This window comes from Sphingobium sp. LF-16, assembly GCF_003711185.1.
Taxonomy (GTDB): Bacteria; Pseudomonadota; Alphaproteobacteria; order Sphingomonadales; family Sphingomonadaceae; genus Sphingobium; species Sphingobium yanoikuyae_A.
This window is the reverse complement of sequence record NZ_CP029335.1, coordinates 2,434,164-2,457,922: the sequence shown is the minus strand read 5'-3', so window position 1 is coordinate 2,457,922 and position 23,759 is coordinate 2,434,164. Positions and strand designations below refer to the sequence as shown.

The window sequence follows — 23,759 nt, the reverse complement described above, 5'->3', positions numbered from 1 at the left end:
TTATCGTCATGGCCAACGCCATTTCCGCCAATAAGGCCGAGCTGATCGCGATCGCCAACAGCGTCGCCAGCGAGAAGATGATCGACAAGGCGATCGTCATCGAGGCGATGGAAGATGCGATCCAGCGCGCCGCCCGTGCCCGTTACGGCGCCGAGAATGACATCCGTGCCAAGCTGGACCCGGACAGCGGCGACCTGCGCCTGTGGCGCGTCGTCGAGGTCGTCGAGGTGGTCGAGGATTATTTCAAGCAGGTGGACCTCAAGCAGGCCGCCAAGCTGAAGAAGGACGCCGTGGTCGGCGACTTCATCGTCGATCCGCTGCCCGCGATCGATCTGGGCCGTATCGACGCCCAGTCGGCCAAGCAGGTGATCTTCCAGAAGGTCCGCGACGCCGAGCGCGAGCGCCAGTTCGACGAGTTCAAGGACCGCGTGGGTGAAATCATCACCGGCGTCGTCAAGTCGGTCGAATTCGGCCATGTCGTCGTCAATCTGGGCCGCGCCGAAGGCGTGATCCGCCGCGACCAGCAGATCCCGCGCGAAGTGGTTCGCGTCGGCGACCGCATCCGGTCGGTCGTGCTGAACGTGCGCCGCGAAAATCGCGGTCCGCAGATCTTCCTCAGCCGCGCGCACCCCGAATTCATGAAGAAGCTGTTCGCGCAGGAAGTGCCCGAAATCTATGATGGCGTCATCACCATCATGGCCGCCGCCCGCGATCCGGGCTCGCGCGCCAAGATCGGCGTCATCAGCCGTGACAGCAGCATCGATCCGGTCGGCGCCTGCGTCGGCATGAAGGGTAGCCGCGTCCAGGCCGTCGTGCAGGAAATGCAGGGCGAAAAGATCGACATCATCCCCTGGTCGGAAGATACCGCGACTTTCGTCGTCAACGCGCTGCAGCCGGCCCAGGTCGCCCGCGTCGTCATCGACGAGGAAGAAGAGCGCATCGAAGTCGTCGTTCCCGACGATCAGCTGTCGCTCGCCATCGGTCGCCGCGGCCAGAATGTCCGCCTCGCTAGCCAGCTGACCGGCAAGGCGATCGACATCATGACCGAGGCCGACGCCAGCGAGAAGCGCCAGAAGGAATTCGTCAGCCGTTCGGAAATGTTCCAGAACGAACTGGACGTCGACGAGACGCTGTCGCAGCTGCTGGTCGCCGAAGGCTTTGGCGAGCTGGAAGAAGTCGCCTATGTCAGCGTCGAGGAACTGGCCGGGATCGAAGGTTTCGACGAGGACCTGGCTGCCGAGCTGCAGAGCCGTGCGCAGGAAGCGCTCGACCGTCGCGAACAGGCCGCCCGTGAAGAGCGTCAGGCGCTGGGCGTCGAGGACGCGCTGGCCGACATGCCGCACCTCACCGAAGCGATGCTGGTCACGCTCGGCAAGGCCGGCGTCAAGACGCTCGACGATCTCGCCGATCTGGCCACCGATGAACTGGTGCAGAAGAAGCGCGTCGACCAGCGTCGTCGCAAGTCGGACAGCGGCAATGAGGACAAGGGCGGCATCCTGGCCGCCTATGGTCTGACCGATGAGCAGGGCAATGAGATCATCATGGCCGCCCGCGCCCACTGGTTCGAAGGCGAGGAAGCGTAAGCCAAGATGCCTTTCGTCGACATCCGCCTGGCCGGTAGCGCGACTCGCGAGCAGAAAGCCGCGATCGTTGCTGACGTCACCCAGTCGCTCGTGGAGCGGCTGGGAAAGCCGGCGGCTGCCGTCCAGATCGTGATCTCGGAAGTCTCGACCGAAAATTATGCGGCCGGCGGTCAGTTGATCGCCGACCGCGCAATTTCTCCAAACAGGGAGGACGCCAATGCTGCGGACACTCCCCGATGAGAGAATAAGCCTACTCGACAGCGTTGGTCTTGCCCTTTTGTCCGTTTTGGCGGAGGGGCGCGCATGACCGAACGCAAATGCATATTGAGCGGCGACCGCGCCGATCCCGAAATGCTGATCCGCCTGGCCATCGGCCCTGAAGGGCAGGTGATGCCCGACGTCCGCGCCAAGGCGCCGGGCCGGGGCGCCTGGATCGGCGTGTCGCGGGCCGAACTGGAAACGGCGCTGGCCAAGGGCAAGCTCAAGGGGGCGCTCGCCCGCGCCTTCAAGGAAGGCGCTCTTGAAATTCCCGACAATCTTCCCGATCTGGTGGAGGCCGGGCTGCGGCAGGATCTGCTCAGCCGCCTGGGGCTGGAGGCTCGCGCCTCCATGCTGCTGACCGGATCGGAAAAGATCGACGTCGCATGCCGCAAGGGCATGGTGAAAATGCTGCTCCATGCCGCCGATGCGGGCACGGACGGCAATCGAAAACTGGACCAGGCCTTGCGCGTGGGACAGGAAGCGGAAGGCACGGATCTTGCGGGCATCGTCTTGCCTGTGGACCGGCACGCCCTATCTATGGCAATGGGGCGCGACAATGTCGTCCATATCGCGGTGACCGACTCGCGGGCGACAGTGCGCCTGCGTGCGGCTCTGGGCCGCTTGGAAAGCTATCTGGGATGCGCTACCGGGGCGCCGGTGCATGGGGAGCAGGACTCCGCCGATGCGCAGGCGCATGAGGCTGCATGGAATGATGCGTCGGCGGCTGCGCCGGCTGATGATGATGTGAAGGGTTAAACATAGTCGATGAGTGACAGCAACGAAGACAAGCCGGTTCTGGGCCGCAAGCCGCTGGGGATCAAGCGCACGGTCGAGTCCGGTCAGGTGCAGCAGCAGTTCAGCCATGGCCGCAAGAACACGGTCGTGGTTGAGGTGAAGCGGCGCCGCGTCCCCATGGGCAAGCCGGGTGAAAGCACCGGCGCTGCGCCCGCTGCTGCGCCCCAGGCTGATCCGACGCCGGCCGCGCCCGCAGCGCCGGCCGCACCCCGTCCCGCCGCGCCTGCGCCGCAGCAGCGCGCGCCGCAACCCGCCCCCGTGCGCCAGGCGCCGCCGCAGAGCCTGATGTCGCGTCAGGAACTGCAGGCCAAGCTGCTGCGCGAGGCCGAGGAAGCCCGCATGGCCGCGCTGGAAGATGCGCGCCGCCGTGAGGATGCCGCGCGCCTTGCCGCGAGCGAAGAAGAAAAGCGCCGCGCCGAGGAAAATCGCCAGGCTGCCGAAAATGCCGAGGTCGAGGCCGCCAAGGCTGCCGAAGCCGCCGAGCAGGCCAAGGCTGCCGAAGCCGCCAAGCCGGCTGCGCCGGTCGAGGCCCCGGCCGCGCCGGCTGCTGCAGCCGAGCCTGCCGCTGCTGCCCCGGCTGCGCCCGCCGCACCGGCCACCACCAGCTCGACCATGCCGCCGCCGCGCCGCTTCACCCCGGTCGCGCCGGTCAAACGCCCCGAACCGGCGAAGCCCGATCGTGCCAAGCGCAACGATGACAATCGCCGCCAGTCCGGCAAGCTGACCGTCACCCGCGCGCTTGCGGACGACGACAGCGCCCGTGCCCGCAGCCTCGCCGCGCTCAAGCGCGCTCGCGAGAAGGAACGTCGTGCCCATTATTCGGGCGGCAGCCAGCCGCGCGAGAAGCAGAGCCGCGACGTCGTGGTGCCCGAAAGCATCACCGTGCAGGAACTGGCCAACCGTATGGCCGAAAAGGGCGCGGACCTGGTCAAGGCCCTGTTCAAGATGGGCACCGCCGTCACGCTCAACCAGCCGATCGATCAGGATACGGCGGAGCTGCTGGTCGAGGAATTCGGCCACCGCATCCAGCGCGTGTCGGATGCCGACGTCGAAATCGGCATGGAAGGCGAGGCTGACGCACCCGAAACGCTCAAGCCGCGTGCCCCGGTCGTGACCATCATGGGCCATGTCGACCATGGCAAGACCTCGCTGCTCGACGCGCTGCGCGGCACCGACGTGGTGGCCGGCGAAAGCGGCGGCATCACCCAGCATATCGGCGCCTATCAGGTGAAGACGAAGAGCGGTGACCTCATCACCTTCCTCGATACGCCGGGTCACGAAGCCTTCTCGGAAATGCGTGCCCGTGGCGCGAACGTCACCGACATCGTCATCCTCGTGGTGGCGGCCGATGACGGCCTGATGCCGCAGACGATCGAAGCCATCAACCACACCAAGGCTGCTGGCGTGCCGATGATCGTCGCGATCAACAAGTGCGATAAGCCCGACGCCAACCCGCAGAAGGTGCGTGAGCGCCTGCTGAGCGAGGAAATCGTGGTCGAGGACATGGGCGGTGACGTCCAGGACGTGGAAGTGTCGGCGCTCAAGAAGACCGGCCTTGACGAACTGATCACCAAGATCCTGCTCCAGGCCGAGGTCATGGAACTGACCGCCAACCCCGATCGCGACGCCGAAGGCAATGTGATCGAGGCACAGCTCGACAAGGGCCGTGGTGCGGTTGCGACCGTGCTGGTCCGCAAGGGCACGCTGAAGATCGGCGACACCTTCGTCATCGGTTCGGAAAGCGGCAAGGTCCGCGCGATGATCAACGACAAGGGCCAGCAGGTTAAGGTCGCTGGTCCCTCGACCCCGGTCGAGGTTCTGGGTCTGTCGGGCGTGCCGATGGCCGGTGACCAGCTCACCGTCGTCGAGAATGAAGCCCGCGCCCGCGAAGTCGCTGCCTATCGTCAGGAACAGGCGACCAAGAAGCGCACCACGGCTGCCCCGACCAGCTTCGAGCATATGTTCTCGGCGCTGAACACCAAGGTCATCGAATATCCGGTGGTGGTGAAGGGCGACGTGCAGGGTTCGGTCGAAGCGATCGTGTCCTCGCTCAACCGCATCTCGACCGACGAGATCAAGGTTCGCATCCTGCATTCGGGCGTCGGTGCGATCACCGAGAGCGACGTCACGCTGGCCGCTGCCAGCCGCGCGCCGCTGATCGGCTTCAACGTCCGTCCCAATGCCAAGGCCCGTCAGCTCGCCGAGCGCGAGAAGATCAGCCTGCGCTACTATGACGTGATCTACGACCTGCTTGAGGAAGTTCGCGGCGAAATGGCTGGCCAGCTCGCCCCCGAACGGATCGAGACGATCGTCGGCCGCGCCGAGGTGCTGCAGGTCTTCCCGGCCGGCAAGAAGGACAAGGCCGCTGGTCTGCTCGTCCTCGACGGCATCATCCGCAAGGGTCTGGCCGCGCGCCTCACCCGCGACGATGTCATCGTATCGCGCACCAACATCGCGTCGCTGCGTCGCTTCAAGGACGATGTCTCCGAAGTCCGCGCCGGCATGGAGTGTGGTGCGGTCCTGCAGGACACCAACGACATCAAGCCGGGCGATACGCTCGAACTGTTCGAAGTCGAAGAGCGCGCACGCACGCTGTGAGTTACAGAAGGCCGGTCGAGGAATTTAGCTGTGAGCTAAATTTCTTGACCGGCCTTTGCCGTGCCTATAATTTGCGGATGTGGATATCCGCTTCTCGAAGACGGCGATGAGAGCGCTGCTGCGATCGAACAAGCGAACGCTTATTCGGCAGAAGATTGACGAGTTGGCGAACGATCCCGCATCGCTGGAAGCCAATGTGAAGCGTCTTCAGGGGCGCCCGGAATATCGCTTGCGGGTTCAGGACTGGCGCGTGATTTTCCGTTTTGATCAGGATATTCTGTGGATTGACGATATAGCGCCGCGCGGATCGGCTTATGAGGTGAACCCATGACCGTTCAGATTGTCGAGATCGCGGGCCAGAAGATCGCGATGCTGCCGATTGAGGATTATCAGCGGCTTGTCGAGATCGCGGAGGATAAGGCTGACATGATAGCAGCTGCAGAGGCTGAGGCGCGCCGCGATGAGGGCGAGGAATATCTTCCCGCGAAAGTGGTCGATGGAATGATGGCCGGGGAAAGCCCTTTACGCGCATGGCGAAAACATCGGGGCTTAACGCTGAAAGTTTTGGCGGAACGGGTGGGCTCGACGCATGCCCATCTCAGTAATGTAGAACGCAATAAGAGAAGCGCGAATGTGGAACTCTGGCGCAAGCTGGCCATGGAGTTGAATGTTTCGCTCGACGATATGTTTTTTAAGGTCTGACTATGGCTCAACAACAATCCGAAGGCCCCTCTGTCCGCCTGCTGCGCGTCGGCGAACAGGTGCGCCATGTCCTTTCCGACATTCTCCAGCGCGGCGACGTGCATGACGATGTGCTGAGCCAGCATGTGGTCAGCGTCACCGAAGTGCGCATGTCGCCCGACCTGCGCCACGCCACCGTCTTCATCAAGTCGCTGCTCGGCAAGGATGAGGAAGCGGTGCTCAAGGCGCTGCGCACCAACACCGCCTATCTCCAGCGCGAAGTCGCGCACCGCATCCGCCTCAAATATGCGGCGAAGCTCAAATTCCTGTCGGACGAGAGCTTCGACGAGGGCAGCCATATCGACAAGCTGCTCCGCGACCCCAAGGTTGCCCGCGACCTGGAGCAGGATGAGAGCGAAGATTGAAAGGCTGGCCCCCGGAGCGCTGTTCCGGGGGAGGGCTACGCCATGGCTGCGATGGAATTTTGAGAGCGTAAACGCGCGATCGCCTCGTCGGGCGTTTTACCTGTAGCAATCCAGGCTGGATGAGCCTGCCAAAACGCAGCTGCCTCCAGGTCATTGCCGCTGGGACCGTGGCTCATGATCCAGCCTATCCGCGAAGCCTCCTCGTAGGAGCGATCGCCCTCCGCCAGTGCAAGCCATGCCCCGCCACTATAGGCACCGCTATATCGGTCCTGCACGAGGACGATGGGATCGAGACAGGCTTCACGGGCTTGCGCGGTCGCCATGTGTTTGCTCCAGCAATTGTGTGGCGCGTCTTGCCATATCTTGTCCGGTCGCGGAATGTTTCCAGCGTCGACGCGACGGTGCGGCAGCGCTAACAGCGTCTTTCCCGGAACCGGAAGATCAAGAGGGGCAGACGCATGAAGATGAGCGGGATAATCAGTATGGCCGCCTTGGCATTGGCTACGCCCGCCATCGCCCGCGAACCCGCCACCCATCCCGCCGTCATCACCGATCCCGCGCCCGACGCCGCCAATCCCGCGCGGATGGACGCGTTCGTCCTTCCCTCGGGCGAGGGGGCGATGAATGCGGTCATGTATGTCGCGGCGGGCAGCGGCGTGCATCCGACCCTGCTGCTGCTGCACGGTTTTCCGGGCAATGAGCAGAATCTGGATCTGGCTCAGGCCGCGCGCCGCGCCGGCTGGAATGTTCTAACCCTCCATTATCGCGGATCGTGGGGCAGCCCCGGCATCTTTTCCTTCACCAACGCGGCGGAGGATGCGTTCAACGCGCTGCTGTTCCTGGAGGAAGCCTCGACCGTCGCCAAATATCGTATCGACACCAGCGCGATCGTGGTCGCCGGCCACAGCATGGGCGGCTTCATGGCGGCGGAGGCGGCGGCCGCAGAACCGCGCGTCGCCGGGCTGTTCCTGATCGATCCCTGGGATCCGGCCCAGACCGTTGCCGCGCTCGCCACGCCACAGGGGGAGGCCGGCTGGAAAGCGGAGGTGGCGGGCGACCTGCCGCCGCTGTCGGGCGCCAGCTATGAAAGCCTGACCGCCGAGATCAAGGGCGATGCGCAGAAGTTCGACCTTGGCCGCAAGCTGGTCGGCTATGGCCGCCGGCCGCTGACCATCATCGGCGCGGACCGGGGGATTGGCGCGATGGCGCGCAAGGTCGGGGCGGACGCCCAGTCGGCCAATCCCAATACCCGCCTGATGGTCTGGCCGACCGATCACAGCTTCTCCGACAAGCGGATCGCGCTCGCCGACGCGCTGGTGCGTTTCCTGGCTGGCGTTGCGCCCACGCTGCGCTAAAGCGCGGCCATGGCGAAGCTCTATTTCTATTATAGCTCGATGAATGCGGGCAAATCGACGACCCTGCTGCAGTCGAGCTTCAACTATCAGGAACGCGGCATGGCGACGATGCTGTGGACCGCGGCTGTCGACGATCGCTTCGGCCATGGCCGGATCGCCTCGCGCATCGGGCTGGAGGCGCAGGCGCATCTGTTCGAGCCGGGCGTCGACATGCTCGCCGCCATCGCCGCCCAGCATGACACGACACCACTGTCCTGTGTGCTGGTGGACGAGGCGCAGTTCCTGACCCGCGATCAGGTCTGGCAACTCGCCGCGGTCAGCGACAGCCTGGGCATTCCCGTCCTCTGCTATGGCCTGCGCACCGATTTCCAGGGGGAATTGTTCGAGGGCAGCGCCCATTTGCTCGGCCTCGCCGATGCGCTGACCGAGATCAAGACGGTGTGCGATTGCGGCCGCAAGGCGACGATGAACCTGCGTGTCGATGCGTCGGGACGCGCGATCCGCCAGGGCGCCCAGACCGAGATTGGCGGCAATGACCGTTATGTGGCGCTGTGCCGTCGCCATTTCGTCGAGCAGATGCGCGGATGAGCCGGATGGACGATCTGCTGGCGCCGATCGACGCGCCCGGCCTTCATCTGGAGCAGTTGGCCGACCATCATCGCGAGGCGTTGCGCGGGATTTGTCCGGTCGACGATCCGGTATGGGAGATTTATCCCGTGCGCTTTGCTGGACCGGATTTCGATGCCGCCTTCGACGCGACGCTGACCAGCGCAGACCGCAATGCCTTCCTGATCTTGGCGGATGGCCAGCCGGTCGGCATGTCAGGCTACCTCAATGTCCATCCCGCCGACAATGCGCTGGAAATCGGCCTCACCTATATGACGCCGGCCACCCGCGGCACCGGTCTCAATAGCCGGATCAAGCCCTTGCTGATCGGCCGGGCGCTGGCCTGCGGTTTCCATCGCATCGAACTTCGGGTCGACGCCCGCAACATACGCTCGCAAAGGGCGGTGGAGAAGCTGGGCGCCGTGCGCGAGGGCATATTGCGCAAGCAGCGCATCACCTGGACCGGCCATGTCCGCGACACGGTGATCTATTCGATCCTCGCCGACGAATGGGCCGCGCGCGCCGCCTGAACTTCAGTTGATGCCGGCAATCCAGTCAGGCAGTTCGCCCAGCCGTTCCAACTGGGTATAGCGGGCCGCGCCGATCGGCGGCTGTGCCCGCTCATGCGACCAGGCGCCCTCCTGCGGGATGAACGCGGCCCAGGCGCCGGCCTCCAGCGCCGGCAATATGTCCGACCGCATCGAATCGCCGGCCATCACCGCCTGTTCGGGGGCGATGCCATGGCGGGCGAACAGGGTGCGGAAAGTGTCGACCTTCTTGTCGCTGACGATCTCGATCCCGGAAAACAGGTCGCCCAGGCCCGATGCTGCCAGCTTGCTTTCCTGGTGCAGCAGGTCGCCCTTGGTCACCAGCACCAGCGGGCCTATGTCCGCCAGCCGCTCCAGCGTCTCCTCCACCCCGTCGAACAGCTCGACCGGATGGGCCAGCAGCACGCGGCCCGCCGCCAATATGTCCTGGATCATCGCGGTCGACAGCTGATCGCCGGCCAGTTCCACCGCCGCCTCGATCATCGATAGGGTGAAGCCCTTGGCGCCATAGCCATAGAGCGGCAGGTTGCGGATCTCGCAGGCGATCAGCCGCTCGCGCGTCACATCGACATCGGCAAAGGGCTGCAACATGTCGGTCAGCGCGTCCTGGGTCGCGTTGAAATGGCGCATATTGTGCCACAGCGTATCGTCGGCATCGAGGCAGATGAGCTTGATCGTCATGGGGCCGGAATAGCCGAGCGCGGGGCAGGGGGAAATGGCTGATCGGCAAGGCGTTTCATCCTTCCTTCCATTGGCCTCCGTTTCTCGACAGGCGCGAAACGAACGGACGTAAGGATGCGATAAGGGCTGACAGGGCAGGGCGGGCGCTATAGAGCGCGCCGCCATGCACGGCTGGATCATCCTCGACAAACCCCATGGCCTTGGCTCGACCCAGGCGGTCAGCGCAGTGAAGCGCGCGCTGCGGACCCAGCGCGAGGTGCTGGGCGGGACGGAGAAATGGAAGGTCGGCCATGGCGGCACGCTCGATCCGCTGGCGACCGGCGTGCTGCCGATCGCGATCGGCGAGGCGACCAAGCTGGCCGGCCGGATGCTCGACAGCGACAAGATCTATGATTTCACCATCGCCTTCGGCGCACAGACCGACACGCTCGATCTGGAGGGGAAGGTCATCGCGGAAAGCGAGGTGCGCCCGACGCTGACGCAGCTGGAAGCCATCCTGCCGCGCTTCACCGGCCCGATCGAGCAGGCGCCGCCCGCCTATAGCGCGATCCTGATCGACGGACAGCGCGCCTATGACCTCGCCCGCAAGGGGGAGGAAGTGGAGATGAAGACGCGATCGGTGACGATCCATGCGCTGGCGATCGCGGGGCAGGAACAGGAAGAGGGCGCACTCGCCTCCGTCACCCTGCGTGCCCATGTCTCCAAGGGCACCTATATCCGCTCCCTTGCCCGCGACATCGCGCTGGCGCTCGGCACGGTCGGCCATGTCACCATGTTGCGGCGGATCAAGGCCGGGCCCTTCACCCTGGAAACCGCGATTTCGCTGGACAAACTGGACGAAGCTGCTAGGGGCGGCGACATCGGCGAGCTTATGCTCCCGTTGACGGCAGGGCTGGACGATATCCCGGCTCTTGCAGTCTCTCCCGATGAAGCATTGGCACTCCGACAGGGGAAGATGCTCATGGGGAAACCGCACACCGGTCTCCTGCTGGCGATGTTGGGCGATACGCCCGTCGCGCTGGTGGAGTCCAGTGGCCCGGAGATCCGGGTGGTGCGCGGCTTCAATCTCTAGATACGAAAGGAAGCCCGATGTCGATCACTGCAGAGCGCAAGGAAGCGCTGATCAAGGAACATGCCCGCGTCGAAGGCGACACCGGTTCGCCGGAAGTCCAGGTTGCGATCCTGTCGGAGCGCATCTCGAACCTGACCGAGCATTTCAAGGGTCACCACAAGGATAACCACAGCCGTCGCGGCCTGCTGATGCTGGTCAACAAGCGTCGTTCGCTGCTGGACTATCTGAAGAAGAAGGATGCGGCTCGCTACACCGACCTCATCACCAAGCTGGGCCTGCGTAAGTAAGCCTGCTAATAAGGGACGGCCCCATTCGGGGCCGTTTCCGATTCTAACGGACGTCCTTTTGGGGATGTCATTCGGGACGGGCGCAATCCGGCGCCCCGTTTCGTTTCAGGGGCCACACGATGCTCCACAACCGCCGCGGACCGGTTTCGTCCGCATATGAGGCCCCGCCCGGCAATAGGGCCAGGTGGGCAAAGGAACATATATGTTCGATGTAAAGAAAGTTTCGATCGAGCTGGCCGGCAAGACGCTGACCCTCGAAACCGGCCGGATCGCGCGTCAGGCCGACGCCGCCGTGCTGGCAACCTATGGCGAAACCGTGGTGCTGTGCGCCGTGACCGCCGCCAAGTCGGTGAAGGACGGCCAGGACTTCTTCCCGCTGACCGTTCACTATCAGGAAAAATATTCGGCCGCCGGCCGCATTCCGGGTGGTTTCTTCAAGCGTGAGCGTGGCGCCACCGAGAAGGAAACCCTGGTTTCGCGCCTGATCGACCGTCCGATCCGCCCGCTCTTCCCCGAAGGCTTCTACAACGAAATCAACGTCATTGCCCAGGTGATGTCGTTCGATGGCGAGAGCGAGCCCGACATCGTCGCGATGATCGCTGCTTCCGCTGCCCTGACCCTGTCGGGCGTGCCCTTCATGGGTCCGATCGGCGCTGCCCGCGTCGGTTACAAGGATGGCGAATATCAGCTGAACCCGTCGCTGGACGAAGTGAAGACCGGCGAACTCGACCTGGTCGTCGCTGCCACCAGCAACGCCGTGATGATGGTCGAATCCGAAGCCAAGGAACTGTCGGAAGACGTCATGCTCGGCGCCGTCCTGTTCGCCCATGAAGCGAGCAAGAAGGTCGTCGACGCGATCATCCAGCTGGCCGAAAAGGCCGCCAAGGATCCGTGGGAAATGGCCAAGGGCGACGATCTCGGCGCGCTGAAGACCAAGCTCAAGGATCTGATCGGTGGCGACATCGCCGCCGCCTACAAGCTGACCGACAAGTCGGCCCGCTCGAACGCCCTGAACGAAGCCCGCGCCAAGGCGAAGGCGATGTTCACGGAAGACGGCCTCGACGCCCAGACCGTGATGGCCGGCATCAAGCTGACCAAGAAGCTGGAAGCCGAGATCGTCCGTGGCGCCATCCTGAAGGACGGCCAGCGCATCGACGGCCGCACCACCACCCAGATCCGTCCGATCGAGGCGATGGTCGGCTTCCTGCCGCGCACCCATGGTTCGGCCCTGTTCACCCGTGGCGAGACGCAGGCGATCTGCACCACCACGCTGGGCACCAAGGACGCCGAGCAGATGATCGACGGCCTCACTGGCCTGCACTATGAAAACTTCATGCTGCACTACAACTTCCCGCCCTATTCGGTCGGTGAAGTGGGCCGCTTCGGTGCGCCGGGTCGTCGTGAAGTCGGCCATGGCAAGCTCGCCTGGCGTGCGCTGCACCCGGTGCTGCCGACCAAGGACGAATTCCCCTACACCATCCGCGTTCTCTCGGACATCACCGAGTCGAACGGTTCCTCGTCGATGGCCACCGTCTGCGGTGGTTCGCTCTCGATGATGGATGCGGGCGTTCCGCTGAAGCGTCCGGTGTCGGGCATCGCCATGGGCCTGATCCTGGAAGGCAGCGACTTCGCCGTCATCTCGGACATCCTGGGCGACGAAGATCACCTTGGCGACATGGACTTCAAGGTCGCTGGCACCGAAGCCGGCATCACCACCATGCAGATGGACATCAAGGTTGCCGGCATCACGCAGGAAATCTTCGAGACCGCCCTGCGCCAGGCCAAGGAAGGTCGCGCCCACATCCTGGGTGAGATGAACAAGGCCCTGTCCTCGACCCGCACCGAACTGTCGGCGCACGCCCCGCGCATCGAGACGATCCAGATCGACAAGTCGAAGATCCGTGACGTCATCGGCACCGGCGGCAAGGTCATCCGCGAGATCGTCGCCGAAACCGGCGCCAAGGTCGACATCGACGACGAAGGCATCATCAAGATTTCGTCGTCCGACACCGCCCAGATCGAAGCTGCCAAGAAGTGGATTCTCGGCATCGTCGAGGAAGCGGAAGTCGGCAAGATCTACACCGGCAAGGTCGTCAACATCGTCGACTTCGGTGCGTTCGTGAACTTCATGGGTGGCAAGGACGGCCTCGTCCACGTCAGCGAAATGAAGAACGAGCGCGTCGAAAAGCCGACCGACGTCGTGTCGGAAGGCCAGGAAGTGAAGGTCAAGGTTCTCGAGATCGATCCGCGCGGCAAGGTTCGCCTGTCGATGCGCGTCGTCGACCAGGAAACCGGCGAGGAACTGGAAGATACCCGTCCGGCCCGCGAACCGCGTGAACCGCGCGGCGACCGTGGTGATCGCGGCGATCGTGGTCGCGGCCCGCGCCGTGACGGCGGCGACCGTGGCGGTCGTGGTGGCGATCGTGGCCCGCGCCGCGACCGTGGCCCGCGCAGCGAAGGCAAGGGCGACGATGACGGCTCCAACGCCGGTCTGCCCGACTTCCTGACCCAGGACTGATCGGCAGCATCATCGCTGACAGGAAAAGGGGGCGTTCGGCTTGGCCGGGCGCCCTTTTTCGTGACGAATCCCGTCAGGGCTGATTTCGATCAAGGCGCGGGGGGCGACATCTGATACGGTCGCGTCACGGTTCCGGGGGAATGTCCATGCAACGCAGCAATGAGCGGTTTGTCGAGCGCCTGCCGCTCGTGCTTCCAAGACCGGTCTATGGCTATGCGCTGAGCCTGTTGCTCTGCCTGCTCGCCTGGCTGGTGCGGGTTGCAGCGGAAACGCTGCTGCCGGTCGGCTATCCCTTCGTCACCTTCTTCCCGGCGGTCATCCTCTCCTCCTTCCTGTTCGGGGTGCGGCCGGGCATCTTCGCCGCCATCATCGGCGGGCTGCTGTCCTGGTATTGCTTCATCCCGCCCTTCTATGCGCTGGCCTTCAACCCCGGCGTCGCGATGGCGCTGATCTTCTACACGATGGTCGTGGCCGTCGACATATTGCTCATCCACTTCATGCAGCGCGCCAATTTCAACCTGGCGGTGGAGCGGGAGCGCAGCCGCGCCCTGGCCGAGAATCGCGAATTATTGTTCCGCGAACTCCAGCACCGCGTGTCGAACAATCTTCAGGTGGTGGCCGCCATGCTCTCGCTCCAGCGGCGCCAGATCGACAATGATGTCGCCCGTCGCGCGCTGGACGATGCCGCCGCCCGCCTCGCCCTGATTGGCAAGATCAGCCGCGCCCTCTATGATCCCTCGGGGCAGGGGCAGGAACTGCGCGCCTTCATGGTCATGCTCTGCGCCGATATCGTCGATGCGTCCGGCCGCACCGATATTGATTGCACCATCTGCGCGCCCGATGGCCTGTCGCTCGAACCCGATGTCATCGTGCCGCTGGCGCTGATCGTGGCGGAATCGGTCAGCAACGCGATCGAACATGGCCTGCCCGATCGCGCCGGCCGCGTCGCGGTGACGCTGGAACAGCAGACGGGCGGCGCGCTCCAACTGCGCATCGTCGACGACGGGCGCGGCCTGCCGGACGGGACCATGCCCGACGGACCGACCAGCATCGGCCTGCGCATTGCCGTCGCGCTGGCGCAGCAGCTTGGCGGCCGCTTCCGGCTGGAACCTGCGCCGGATGGCGGCGCCATGGCTTGCCTCGACCTGCCGCAACAGACGCGCTGACACGGCTTAACGTTCTGCAACATTCTGGCGCTTGGCGACGGCGATCCGCTCGGCTATGACCCGGCGCATGCTGACGAAAACCCTGACGCGCATCGGCGCGGCCACCACTCTGGTCCTGATCGCCTCGCCTGTGCTGACCGGCTGCTCCACATCGAAGAACAAGGCCGACACCCTCTACGTCGCCCGCGACGTGTCGACCCTCTACAACAGCGGCAAGGCCCGCCTCGATCGCGGCCAGTACAAGCTCGCCGCCGCACTGTTCGATGAGGTCGAGCGCCAGCATCCCTATTCGCCCTGGGCGCGCCGTGCGCAGCTCATGTCGGCGTTCAGCTATTATATGAACCGCGACTATCCGGAATCGATCGCGGCCTCGCAGCGCTTCCTGTCGATCCACACCGGCAACAAGGACGCGCCCTACGCTTATTATCTGATCGCGCTGTGCTATTATGAGCAGATTGCCGACGTCACCCGCGACCAGAAGATCACGCAGCAGGCGATGGATGCGCTGGGCGAACTGATCCGCCGCTATCCCGACACCCGCTATGCCGCCGACGCCCGTCTGAAGGTCGACCTGGTCAATGACCACCTCGCCGGCAAGGAAATGGAGCTGGGCCGCTTCTACCAGCGCCGGGGCCAGTGGCTCGCCGCCACGCTGCGCTTCCGCACCGTGATCGACAAGTTCCAGACCACCACCCACACGCCCGAAGCGCTGGAGCGTCTGGTCGAATCCTATCTCTCGCTCGGCATCCCGGCCGAAGCGCAGAAGGCCGCCGCCGTGCTGGGCCGCAACTATCCCGGCACCAAATGGTATGAGCGCAGCTACAAGCTGATGCAGCAGCATCCGGTCAAGAGCTGAGGCGCACGCTTTATTTGTTCCCCTTTTGTGCGATGGCAGGTAGACAGGCGCCATGCTGACCTCGCTTGCCATCCGCAATGTCGTGCTGATCGAGGCGCTGGACCTGGAGTTCGGCGCCGGCCTGTCCGTCCTCACCGGTGAAACCGGCGCGGGCAAGTCGATCCTGCTCGATTCGCTGGGGCTGGCATTGGGCGCCCGCGCCGACAGCGGCCTTGTCCGGGCAGGGGAGGCGCAGGCCAGCGTCACCGCCAGCTTCGATCCGCCGCCCGCCGGACATCGCGCCGCGCTGCTGCTGGCCGACAATGGCATCGAGATCGAAGCCGGTGAACCGCTGCTGATCCGCCGCACGGTGAAGGCCGATGGCGGCAGCCGCGCCTTCATCAACGACCAGGCCTGTTCTGCCGCGCTGCTGCGCGACCTGGGCGGCGCGCTGGTCGAGATCCACGGCCAGCATGACGATCGCGGCCTGCTCAACGCCCGCGGCCACCGCGCCCTGCTCGACACCTATGGCCGCTGCGAGGCGGAGGCGGTCGCCACCGCTTACACCGCTTGGCGCGCCGCCGCCGCCGATCTGGCGCAGGCGCGCGACACCGTCGCCAATGCCGCGCGCGATCGCGACTATCTCGACCATGCCGTCGCCGAACTGTCGAAATTCGCGCCCGAAGCCGGCGAGGAAGCGACTTTGGCGGAGGAGCGCGCGACCATGCAGAAGGGCGCGCGCCTGTCCGATGACCTGTCCGCCGTCACCGATTGCCTGACCGGCTCCGACGGTGGCCTTGCCCAGTTGCGGCAGGCCGCCCGCCGGCTCGACCGGATCGCGGGCGAATATGAACCGCTCTCCGCCGTGCTGGAGGCGCTGGACCGCGCCGTGATCGAAGCGGGCGAGGCGGAGGACAAGCTGGCCGAGGCGGCCGAGGCGCTGAGCTTCGACCCCGCCCGGCTGGACGCGATCGAGACCCGGCTGTTCGACCTGCGCGGCCTGGCCCGCAAGCATCAGGTCGCGCCCGACGATCTCGCCGCGCTGCGCGACGAGATGGCCGCCCGCCTCGCCGCGATCGAGGGTGGGGAGGAGCATATCGCCGCGCTCGAAGCCGATGTCGCGCAAAAGGCCGCAACCTATCGCGCCGCTGCCCAGGCGCTGTCGGCCGAACGCCAACTCGCCGCAGGCCGGCTCGATGCGGCGGTCGCGGGCGAACTGGCGCCGCTGAAGCTCGACGCCGCCCGCTTCCGCACCGTCGTAGCCCCGCTCGAAGAAGGGCAATGGAGCGGCGCCGGCATGGACCGGGTCGAGTTCGAGATTTCGACCAATCCCGGTGCCCCCTTCGCGCCGCTCGCCAAGATCGCCTCGGGCGGGGAACTGTCCCGCTTCATCCTCGCGCTCAAGGTTGCGCTGGCGGAGCGGGGCGGGGCCGACACGCTGATCTTCGACGAGATTGACCGGGGCGTCGGCGGCGCGGTGGCCGATGCGATCGGCGAGCGCCTGTCGCGCCTGGCACAGAGCAACCAGATCCTGGTCGTCACCCACAGCCCGCAGGTCGCGGCGCGCGGCGCCGGCCATATGCTGATCGCGAAATCGAGCGACGGCACGGTGACGCGCACCGGCGTCCATGCGCTGAGCGATGGCGAACGCCGCGAGGAAATCGCCCGCATGCTCTCCGGCGCGGAAATCACCGCTGAAGCCCGCGCACAGGCGGAACGGCTGCTGGAAGCTTGAGGCTTGCCAATTCGCGCGTTTCACATACCGTTCGGGCTGAGCGAAGTCGAAGCCTTCACCTGAGCGAAGCGAAGGCGCCTCGCTCCGCTCGGCGCGTCCTTCGACTTCGCTCAGGACGAACGGAGGGGATAGGATAGCCGCATGACCCATAATCGCAGAGACATGCTCGGCCTCACCGCCGCGACGCTGGCCGCAACGGCCATCCCCGCCGCTGCGCAGGAGGCAAAGCCGCGCTACGGCCTGATCGGCCAGATGCTCAGCACGCCGGGCAAGCGCGACGAACTGGTCGGTTATCTCAAGGATGCGATCGGCGCGATGCCCGGCTGCCTCTCCTATGTCGTCGCGCTCGACACCGCCAATCCCGATGCGCTCTGGATCACCGAGGTCTGGGACAGCCGCGAAAGCCACGCCGCCTCGCTGAAACTCCCCGCCGTCCGCGCTGCCATCGCCAAGGCGCGCCCGATCATCGCCGGCTTTCCCCAGCATTTCGAGACGGTGCCGGTGGCAGGAATCTGAATTCTGATATCATAGTTTCAACCGGGTGCCCGCCTTTGCAGGGCGCTCTCGACGAGGGCGTAGCGCATGCCACTTACGTTGGCGCAATTCCTATTTTCGATCCCTGTTACGCTGGGTGTGTTGTTTCTGCCGTTTTTCGTTGGAGGAATGTTGAAGAACCGTTCTTTGAAGCCACTTTTGATAGCTTATGTGATCGTCAGCGCGCTATTGGTGGCTTTTTTCTCTATCCTCGCCTTGTTTGAGCATCTGAATAAATGACTGATCCTACGCAAATTACCGAAGCCGAAGCCGCCAACCGCCTGATGCGCCTTGCCAGGGAGGTGGCGAAGCATAACCGCCTCTATCATGACCAGGACGCGCCGGAGATCAGCGACGCGGACTATGACGCGCTGATCCGCGAGAATAACGCGCTCGAGGCGGCCTTCCCGCACCTGATCCGCGCCGACTCGCCCAACGCACAGGTCGGCGCTGCCGCCACCTCGGCACTGAAGAAGGTGCCGCACGCGGTCCGCATGATGAGCCTCGACAATGGCTTTGCCGACGAGGATATCGCCGAGTTCGCCGCGCGCGTCCGCCGCTTCCTGGCACTGGCCGAGGATGCGCCGGTGGCGATGACCGCCGAACCGAAGATCGATGGCCTGTCCTGTTCGCTGCGCTATGAGCAGGGCAAACTGGTGCTGGCCGCGACCCGCGGCGACGGCACCACGGGTGAGGATGTCACCGCCAATGTCCGCACCATCGCCGACATCCCTGAGCGCCTGACCGGCGAAGCCATCCCCGACCTGTTCGAGGTGCGGGGCGAGGTCTATATGGCCAAGGCGGATTTCGTCGCCCTCAACCAGCGGCTGCTGGACGAGGCGGAGGATGCCGACAAGGCGCGCCAGTTCGCCAATCCGCGCAACGCGGCCGCCGGATCGCTGCGCCAGAAGGACGCCAGCGTCACTGCCAGCCGTCCCTTACGTTTCCTCGCCCATGGCTGGGGCGCCCATAGCGCGCTGCCCGCCGACACCCAGTTGGGCGTGATGCAGGCGATTGCGAGTTGGGGTCTGCCCGTGTCCGACATGCTGGTCTGCGTCGATAGCATCGACGCGATCCTGGCCCATTATCGCGCGATCGAACGCGCCCGCGCCGACCTGCCCTTCGACATTGACGGCGTCGTTTACAAGGTCGACCGGCTCGACTGGCAGCAGCGGCTCGGCTTCGTGGCCAAGGCGCCGCGCTGGGCGATCGCCCATAAATTCCCGGCCGAACGCGCCCAGACCACGCTGGAGGCGATCGACATCCAGGTCGGCCGCACCGGCAAGCTGACCCCGGTCGGGCGCCTGACCCCGGTGACGGTCGGCGGCGTCGTCGTCTCCAACGTCACGCTCCACAATGCCGACGAGATCGAACGGCTGGGCGTGCGGCCGGGCGACCGCATCGTCGTCCAGCGCGCCGGCGACGTCATCCCGCAGGTGGTCGACAATCTGACCCGCGACGAAGTACGCGAACCCTTTCCCTTCCCCACTCACTGCCCGGTCTGCGGATCGGAAGCGGTGCGCGAGGAGGAGGAAGTCGATTATCGCTGCACCGGCGGCCTGATCTGCGCCGCCCAGCGGTTCGAGCGGCTGCGCCATTTCGTCAGCCGCGCCGCGCTCGATATCGAGGGGCTGGGCGAAAAGACGATCGAGGAATTTCTCGACCTTGGCTGGATCAAGGAGCCGGCCGACATCTTCCGCCTGCGCACCCATGCCGGTGAACTGCTGGGGCGTGAGGGCTGGAAGGAAAAGTCGGTCGACAATCTGCTCGCCGCGATCGAGGCGAAGCGCGCGCCCGATGCCGCCAAGCTGCTGTTCGGCCTTGGCATCCGCCATGTCGGCGCCGTGACCGCGCGCGACCTGCTCAAGCGCTACACCACGCTTCCAGCGCTCCGCACCCTGGCCGACGAGATCATTGCCCTGCGCGATCAGGCCTATGAGACGCCGGCGAAGAAGGACAAGGCGATCGCCGAACATATCGGGGTCGAGAATGTCGGCGCTGCCGTGGGCCATGCGCTCGCCGATTTCTTCCACGAACCCCATAATGTCGAGGCGTGGGACGATCTGCTGAGCGAAGTGTCGCCGCCCGATTATGTCGTCGAGACCACCGCCAGCGCCGTCACCGGCAAGATCGTCGTCTTCACCGGCAAGCTGGAGACGATGAGCCGCGACGAGGCCAAGGCGCAAGCAGAGCGCCTGGGTGCCAAGGCGGCGGGATCGGTCAGTGCCAAGACCGATCTGGTCGTCGCCGGTCCGGGTGCGGGATCGAAGCTCAAGCAGGCGACGGCACTCGGTATCGAGGTGATTAGCGAAGAAGCCTGGGCTGACATCGTCAGGGCGGCAGGCTAGAGCATTTTCGAAGCAGATGGTATCATCTGCTGGCTCGGAAAATGCGGAAAATAAAAGGAAAGTAGAGCATCATCCATTCAGAATGAATGGATGATGCTCTATAGGGCGATCATCATGTCAAACAGCAACAACAGTGGCACCGTCCTGGTCGACGGCGCGCATTATGATTGGGAAGTGCGGCGCGAACCGCAATGGAGCGATGCCGATGGCTGGCGCGGCATGACCGTCGCCCTGCAGCAGCAGGGGACGCAGCGCGGCGCGGTGCTGGAATTTCCGCCGCCCAAGCGCCTGCTCAAAGGACTGGCGCGCGGCCGGCTCCAGATCAACGATGCCATCGTCGCGCGCGGCGTGCGCGCGGCGCTGGCGGCCGGCTGGGAACCGGAATCGCGCGGTAAGCCGATGCAGTTCATGGTCGACGCCGACGGCAATTGATGCCGGCGCCCCGGCGCGGGCGCTATCGTTCACGCAAATTTACCCAATCTTATCGCGTGGGGGCGTAGGGCAGGGGGATGATGGGGCAGGGCAGGACGCGATTGCAGGAACTGGACGCGCTGCGTGGCATCGCGGCCTTTTCCGTGCTGCTCTTCCATTATTTCAACATCTACCCCAAGCTCTTCCCGCATGGGCATCGCCTGCCGCCCTTGTTCGAACATGGCGGCTATGGCGTGCTGCTCTTCTTTGCCATTTCCGGCTTCGTCATCGCCTTCTCGCTGGAAGGAACGCGCAGCGCCGCCGATTTCGCGGTCAAGCGCTTCGCCCGGCTTTTCCCGGTCTATTGGGCCGCGATGGCGCTCTCGATCGGCATCGTCCTGCTGCTCGGCGCCGGCCAGTTGCTGCCGCCCGCCTGGGTGATCCCGGTCAACATGACGATGCTGCAGGGCTATTTCTATCTGCCTGCGGTCGACGGCGTCTACTGGACGCTGGGCGTCGAACTCGCCTTCTATTGCTGCATGCTGGCGATCTGGATGGGGCGCGGCTTTGCCCGGCTCGAATGGCTGCTGCTCGGCTGGCTCGCGATCAAGGCCGCAATCGCCGGCTGGCACGCCATGCCCAGCCGCCTCGTCATGCTGCTGGTGCTCGACTATATCCCCTTTTTCATCATCGGCATGCTCTTCTACCGCATCTGGTCGGGGCATCGTCGCTGGGGGCAACAGGCGCCCTTCTTCGTGGCGGCGCTGGCGACGATCGCCTGGGCCGACCCGCGCGAATATCTGGTCGCCGCGCTGCTGGTGATGGCGATCTTCGCCGCGATGCTGCGCGGCTGGCTGCCCTTCCTGCGCCATCGGCTGCTGCTCTGGCTGGGGGCGATCAGCTACGCGCTCTACCTCATCCACCATAATGCCGGGCTGGCGATCATGAACCTGGTCGATCGCGCCGGCCTGTCGACCTGGATCGGCTTCCTGCTGGCAACCGCTGCTTCGCTGCTGCTGGCGAGCGCGCTCACCTATGGCGTGGAGCGTCCCGCCGCCCGCCGCATCAACCGCTGGTGGCGTGAACGCACCGCGTCACAGGGCCAGCGCGCCACCCAGGCCGGTTAGGCGGCCTCGACCTCGCGCGCGTCATGCGCCCGGCGCGCATCCATGATCGCGCCGACATGGCCCTCGGCCCAGCGGGTGATCTGGTCCAATATGCCGATCAGCCCCTGCGCCATCTCCGTCAGCCGATATTCCACCGTCACGGGCACCGTGGCATAAGCCGCGCGGCTAACCAGTCCGTCGCGCTCCAGGCTTTTCAATGTCTGGGACAGCATCTTCTGCGAGATCGCGCCGATCCGCCGGCGCAGATCGTTGAATCGCACCGGCCCGTCCTTCAACGTCAGCATCACCAGCACAGCCCATTTGTCGCCGATCCGGTCCAGCACATGGCGGGTCGGGCAATCGGGATCATAGGCGTCGCCAGTGCGGGGCAGGGGCGTGGGCGCAGTCATGGCAGGCGGTTTCCTCGGCGTAACCAGGTGATGGCAAAGTGCCTTCTTGCGACCATGATATCAGGATCGCTATCTGGTTTCCATTGGTAACTACCCATGGAGAATGGAACATGAAGATCGCGATCATCGGCGGCAGCGGCCGTGCGGGGCGGGAAATCAGCGCGGAGCTGGCCCGCCGCGGACATCAGGTGACGGCGATCTCGCGCCATCCCGAACAGGCTGTGCAGGATGCCGGCGTCACCGCCATCGCTGGCGACGTCAATGATGCCGCCGCGCTCAGCGCGCTGCTCGCCGGCCATGATGCGGTGGTCAGCGCCGTCATGTTCGCTGACACCGATCCGGCATCGCTGGTCGGCGCGGTGCGTGCGTCGGGCGTGGCCCGCTATCTGGTGGTCGGCGGCGCCGGCAGCCTGGAGGTCGCGCCGGGCGTCAAGCTGATCGACACGCCAGACTTTCCCGAAGCCTATAAGGCCGAAGCTGGTCGCGGCGGCGATTTCCTCGCCTATCTGCGCGGCGTGGACGATCTCGACTGGACCTTCCTCTCGCCCTCCGCCCTGTTCTTCGTCGGTGATCGCAAGGGGACATTCCGTCTCGGCACCGACCAGCTGCTGGTCGATGGCGAGGGCAATAGCAGCATTTCCTATGCCGACTATGCCATCGCGCTCGTGGACGAGATCGAGGCGCCCCGGCACGTCCGCCAGCGCTTCACCGTGGGCTATTGATGGAATTCCTCCCCAAGCTTGGCTTGGGGAGGGGGACCGCCACAGGCGGTGGAGGGGCCGGTGCGTGACCTTGCATCATGCCCCTCCGTCCGTGCTTCCCGTTTCTCGACAGGCTCGAAACGAACGGAAGCTATGGAATGGGTGTCAGGCCACCCCCTCCAGCTTGTCCTGCGTCTTCGTGGCAAAGTCGCCCGCGTCATGCCGCTCGTGCAACTGATCCTCCAGCGGCCCGTTGGTCTTGTTGACGATCCGCCCGCGCTTCACCGCCGGGCGCGCATCGATCTGCTTCGCCCAGCGCAGCACGTTCTTGTAGCTGCCCGCGTCCAGAAACTCCGACGCGCCATAGACCCGGTTCAGCAGCACGCCCGCATACCAGGGCCACACCGCGATATCGGCGATCGAATATTCGTCGCCCGCCAGATATTCGTTGTCCGCCAGATGCCGGTCCAGCACGTCCAGCTGCCGCTTCACTTCCATCGTGTAGCGGTTGATCGGATATTCGTATTTTTCCGGCGCATAGGCGAAAAAATGGCCAAAGCCGCCGCCCAGGATCGGCGCGCTGCCCATCTGCCAGAACAGCCAACTCAGCGCCGCGGTGCGCTTGGCCGGATCGGTCGGCAGGAACTTGCCGAACTTCTCGGCCAGATAGAGCAGGATCGCGCCGGATTCGAACACGCGCTGCGGCGGCGACACGCTATGGTCCATCAGCGCGGGGATCTTGCTGTTGGGATTGACGTCGACAAAGCCGCTGCCGAACTGGTCGCCATCGCCGATGCGGATCAGCCAGGCATCATATTCGGCCTGCGTGACGCCCGCCTCCAGCAATTCCTCCAGCAGGATCGTCACCTTCTGCCCATTGGGCGTGCCCAGCGAATAGAGCTGGAGCGGATGCGGGCCGACCGGCAATGGCTTGTCATGGGTGGCGCCGGCGATCGGCCGGTTGATATTGGCAAAGGCGCCGCCCTTATCCTTGTCCCAAATCCAGACGGCGGGCGGGGTATAGCTGTCGGTCATGCAGGCATCGCTCCGATAAGGGCCTGTTCCAATAAAGGCCTGGGATGCCCGGCAGGTAGGAACGGCGC

Annotated in this window: 26 protein-coding genes; 22 read left to right on the top strand and 4 right to left on the bottom strand. The window is 65.0% G+C overall.

Annotation, left to right across the window (positions count from 1 at the left end; all coding sequences use genetic code 11):
* Positions 1–8 precede the first annotated feature (8 nt).
* The 7 genes from nusA to rbfA all read left to right on the top strand — a co-directional run bounded on the left by nusA (position 9) and on the right by rbfA (position 6,343).
* Positions 9–1,583, top strand: coding sequence for a transcription termination factor NusA (gene nusA / locus DIZ22_RS11475; RefSeq protein ID WP_048937887.1), 1,575 nt, complete (start codon positions 9–11; stop codon positions 1,581–1,583).
* 6 nt (positions 1,584–1,589) lie between these two features.
* The gene (locus DIZ22_RS11470) at positions 1,590–1,823 is read left to right on the top strand and encodes a 4-oxalocrotonate tautomerase family protein (RefSeq protein ID WP_017499897.1); all 234 of its coding nucleotides are present in this window, start codon (positions 1,590–1,592) and stop codon (positions 1,821–1,823) included.
* A 63-nt stretch (positions 1,824–1,886) separates the two neighbouring features.
* Entirely contained in the window at positions 1,887–2,600 is a 714-nt protein-coding gene (locus DIZ22_RS11465) for a DUF448 domain-containing protein (protein WP_122928211.1), read from the top strand.
* Positions 2,601–2,609: 9 nt separating this feature from the next.
* On the top strand, positions 2,610–5,237 hold the full coding sequence (gene infB, locus DIZ22_RS11460; protein ID WP_107917572.1) for a translation initiation factor IF-2: 2,628 nt from the start codon (positions 2,610–2,612) through the stop codon (positions 5,235–5,237).
* A gap of 79 nt (positions 5,238–5,316) precedes the next feature.
* Positions 5,317–5,568, top strand: coding sequence for a type II toxin-antitoxin system RelE/ParE family toxin (locus tag DIZ22_RS11455; protein ID WP_048939456.1), 252 nt, complete (start codon positions 5,317–5,319; stop codon positions 5,566–5,568).
* The gene (locus tag DIZ22_RS11450; protein ID WP_048939455.1) at positions 5,565–5,939 is read left to right on the top strand and encodes a helix-turn-helix transcriptional regulator; all 375 of its coding nucleotides are present in this window, start codon (positions 5,565–5,567) and stop codon (positions 5,937–5,939) included. The genes DIZ22_RS11455 and DIZ22_RS11450 overlap by 4 nt, the downstream gene beginning before the upstream one ends.
* Before the next feature lie 2 nt (positions 5,940–5,941).
* Positions 5,942–6,343: a 30S ribosome-binding factor RbfA gene (rbfA, locus tag DIZ22_RS11445; protein WP_048939454.1), complete on the top strand. Its 402-nt coding sequence runs from the start codon at positions 5,942–5,944 to the stop codon at positions 6,341–6,343.
* A gap of 35 nt (positions 6,344–6,378) precedes the next feature.
* Here the strand turns inward: rbfA and DIZ22_RS11440 are convergent, their stop codons facing one another.
* Positions 6,379–6,666: a hypothetical protein gene (locus DIZ22_RS11440; RefSeq protein ID WP_048939453.1), complete on the bottom strand. Its 288-nt coding sequence runs from the start codon at positions 6,664–6,666 to the stop codon at positions 6,379–6,381.
* A gap of 135 nt (positions 6,667–6,801) precedes the next feature.
* On the opposite strand from DIZ22_RS11440, the gene DIZ22_RS11435 reads away from it, so the two are divergent.
* Genes DIZ22_RS11435 through DIZ22_RS11425 form a run of 3 tightly spaced genes read left to right on the top strand, consistent with a single transcriptional unit; the run spans position 6,802 to position 8,834 of the window.
* Complete coding sequence (locus tag DIZ22_RS11435; RefSeq protein ID WP_048939452.1) at positions 6,802–7,698, top strand: alpha/beta hydrolase; 897 nt, start codon at positions 6,802–6,804, stop codon at positions 7,696–7,698.
* 9 nt (positions 7,699–7,707) lie between these two features.
* Positions 7,708–8,286 (top strand): thymidine kinase, encoded by a 579-nt coding sequence (locus DIZ22_RS11430; protein WP_048939451.1) that lies wholly within the window; start codon positions 7,708–7,710, stop codon positions 8,284–8,286.
* A 5-nt stretch (positions 8,287–8,291) separates the two neighbouring features.
* On the top strand, positions 8,292–8,834 hold the full coding sequence (locus tag DIZ22_RS11425; protein ID WP_048939459.1) for a GNAT family protein: 543 nt from the start codon (positions 8,292–8,294) through the stop codon (positions 8,832–8,834).
* A gap of 3 nt (positions 8,835–8,837) precedes the next feature.
* Here the strand turns inward: DIZ22_RS11425 and DIZ22_RS11420 are convergent, their stop codons facing one another.
* Positions 8,838–9,533 (bottom strand): HAD family hydrolase, encoded by a 696-nt coding sequence (locus tag DIZ22_RS11420; RefSeq protein ID WP_048939450.1) that lies wholly within the window; start codon positions 9,531–9,533, stop codon positions 8,838–8,840.
* A gap of 163 nt (positions 9,534–9,696) precedes the next feature.
* On the opposite strand from DIZ22_RS11420, the gene truB reads away from it, so the two are divergent.
* From truB to DIZ22_RS11365, 11 genes are all read left to right on the top strand, one after another.
* Positions 9,697–10,605 (top strand): tRNA pseudouridine(55) synthase TruB, encoded by a 909-nt coding sequence (gene truB / locus DIZ22_RS11415; RefSeq protein WP_048939449.1) that lies wholly within the window; start codon positions 9,697–9,699, stop codon positions 10,603–10,605.
* Between the two features lie 17 nt (positions 10,606–10,622).
* Complete coding sequence (rpsO, locus tag DIZ22_RS11410; RefSeq protein WP_010337408.1) at positions 10,623–10,892, top strand: 30S ribosomal protein S15; 270 nt, start codon at positions 10,623–10,625, stop codon at positions 10,890–10,892.
* Between the two features lie 202 nt (positions 10,893–11,094).
* On the top strand, positions 11,095–13,410 hold the full coding sequence (pnp, locus tag DIZ22_RS11405; protein ID WP_004211287.1) for a polyribonucleotide nucleotidyltransferase: 2,316 nt from the start codon (positions 11,095–11,097) through the stop codon (positions 13,408–13,410).
* 146 nt (positions 13,411–13,556) lie between these two features.
* Positions 13,557–14,576 carry a histidine kinase dimerization/phosphoacceptor domain -containing protein gene (locus tag DIZ22_RS11400; protein ID WP_048939458.1) on the top strand — a complete coding sequence of 340 codons (1,020 nt, stop codon included), beginning with the start codon at positions 13,557–13,559 and terminating at the stop codon, positions 14,574–14,576.
* 67 nt (positions 14,577–14,643) lie between these two features.
* The gene (locus tag DIZ22_RS11395; protein WP_037492082.1) at positions 14,644–15,432 is read left to right on the top strand and encodes an outer membrane protein assembly factor BamD; all 789 of its coding nucleotides are present in this window, start codon (positions 14,644–14,646) and stop codon (positions 15,430–15,432) included.
* Positions 15,433–15,484: 52 nt separating this feature from the next.
* Positions 15,485–17,146 (top strand): DNA repair protein RecN, encoded by a 1,662-nt coding sequence (recN, locus tag DIZ22_RS11390; protein ID WP_048939448.1) that lies wholly within the window; start codon positions 15,485–15,487, stop codon positions 17,144–17,146.
* Positions 17,147–17,287: 141 nt separating this feature from the next.
* Complete coding sequence (locus DIZ22_RS11385) at positions 17,288–17,662, top strand: putative quinol monooxygenase (RefSeq protein WP_037511323.1); 375 nt, start codon at positions 17,288–17,290, stop codon at positions 17,660–17,662.
* A gap of 66 nt (positions 17,663–17,728) precedes the next feature.
* Positions 17,729–17,920 carry a hypothetical protein gene (locus DIZ22_RS11380; protein WP_048939447.1) on the top strand — a complete coding sequence of 64 codons (192 nt, stop codon included), beginning with the start codon at positions 17,729–17,731 and terminating at the stop codon, positions 17,918–17,920.
* The gene (gene ligA, locus DIZ22_RS11375) at positions 17,917–20,028 is read left to right on the top strand and encodes an NAD-dependent DNA ligase LigA (protein ID WP_048939446.1); all 2,112 of its coding nucleotides are present in this window, start codon (positions 17,917–17,919) and stop codon (positions 20,026–20,028) included. The genes DIZ22_RS11380 and ligA overlap by 4 nt, the downstream gene beginning before the upstream one ends.
* A gap of 114 nt (positions 20,029–20,142) precedes the next feature.
* Positions 20,143–20,460: a hypothetical protein gene (locus DIZ22_RS11370; RefSeq protein WP_004211293.1), complete on the top strand. Its 318-nt coding sequence runs from the start codon at positions 20,143–20,145 to the stop codon at positions 20,458–20,460.
* A 77-nt stretch (positions 20,461–20,537) separates the two neighbouring features.
* The gene (locus DIZ22_RS11365) at positions 20,538–21,566 is read left to right on the top strand and encodes an acyltransferase (RefSeq protein WP_048939445.1); all 1,029 of its coding nucleotides are present in this window, start codon (positions 20,538–20,540) and stop codon (positions 21,564–21,566) included.
* Here DIZ22_RS11365 and DIZ22_RS11360 read toward each other — a convergent pair.
* Complete coding sequence (locus DIZ22_RS11360) at positions 21,563–21,955, bottom strand: helix-turn-helix domain-containing protein (RefSeq protein WP_048939444.1); 393 nt, start codon at positions 21,953–21,955, stop codon at positions 21,563–21,565. The genes DIZ22_RS11365 and DIZ22_RS11360 overlap by 4 nt on opposite strands.
* A gap of 110 nt (positions 21,956–22,065) precedes the next feature.
* Between DIZ22_RS11360 and DIZ22_RS11355 the strand changes: the two genes are divergently transcribed.
* A complete protein-coding gene (locus tag DIZ22_RS11355) occupies positions 22,066–22,677 on the top strand; it encodes an NAD(P)-dependent oxidoreductase (RefSeq protein WP_048939443.1) in 612 nt (203 codons plus the stop codon).
* Positions 22,678–22,821: 144 nt separating this feature from the next.
* On the opposite strand, the gene yghU is transcribed toward DIZ22_RS11355, so the two are convergent.
* On the bottom strand, positions 22,822–23,691 hold the full coding sequence (yghU, locus tag DIZ22_RS11350) for a glutathione-dependent disulfide-bond oxidoreductase (RefSeq protein ID WP_048939442.1): 870 nt from the start codon (positions 23,689–23,691) through the stop codon (positions 22,822–22,824).
* Positions 23,692–23,759 lie beyond the last annotated feature (68 nt).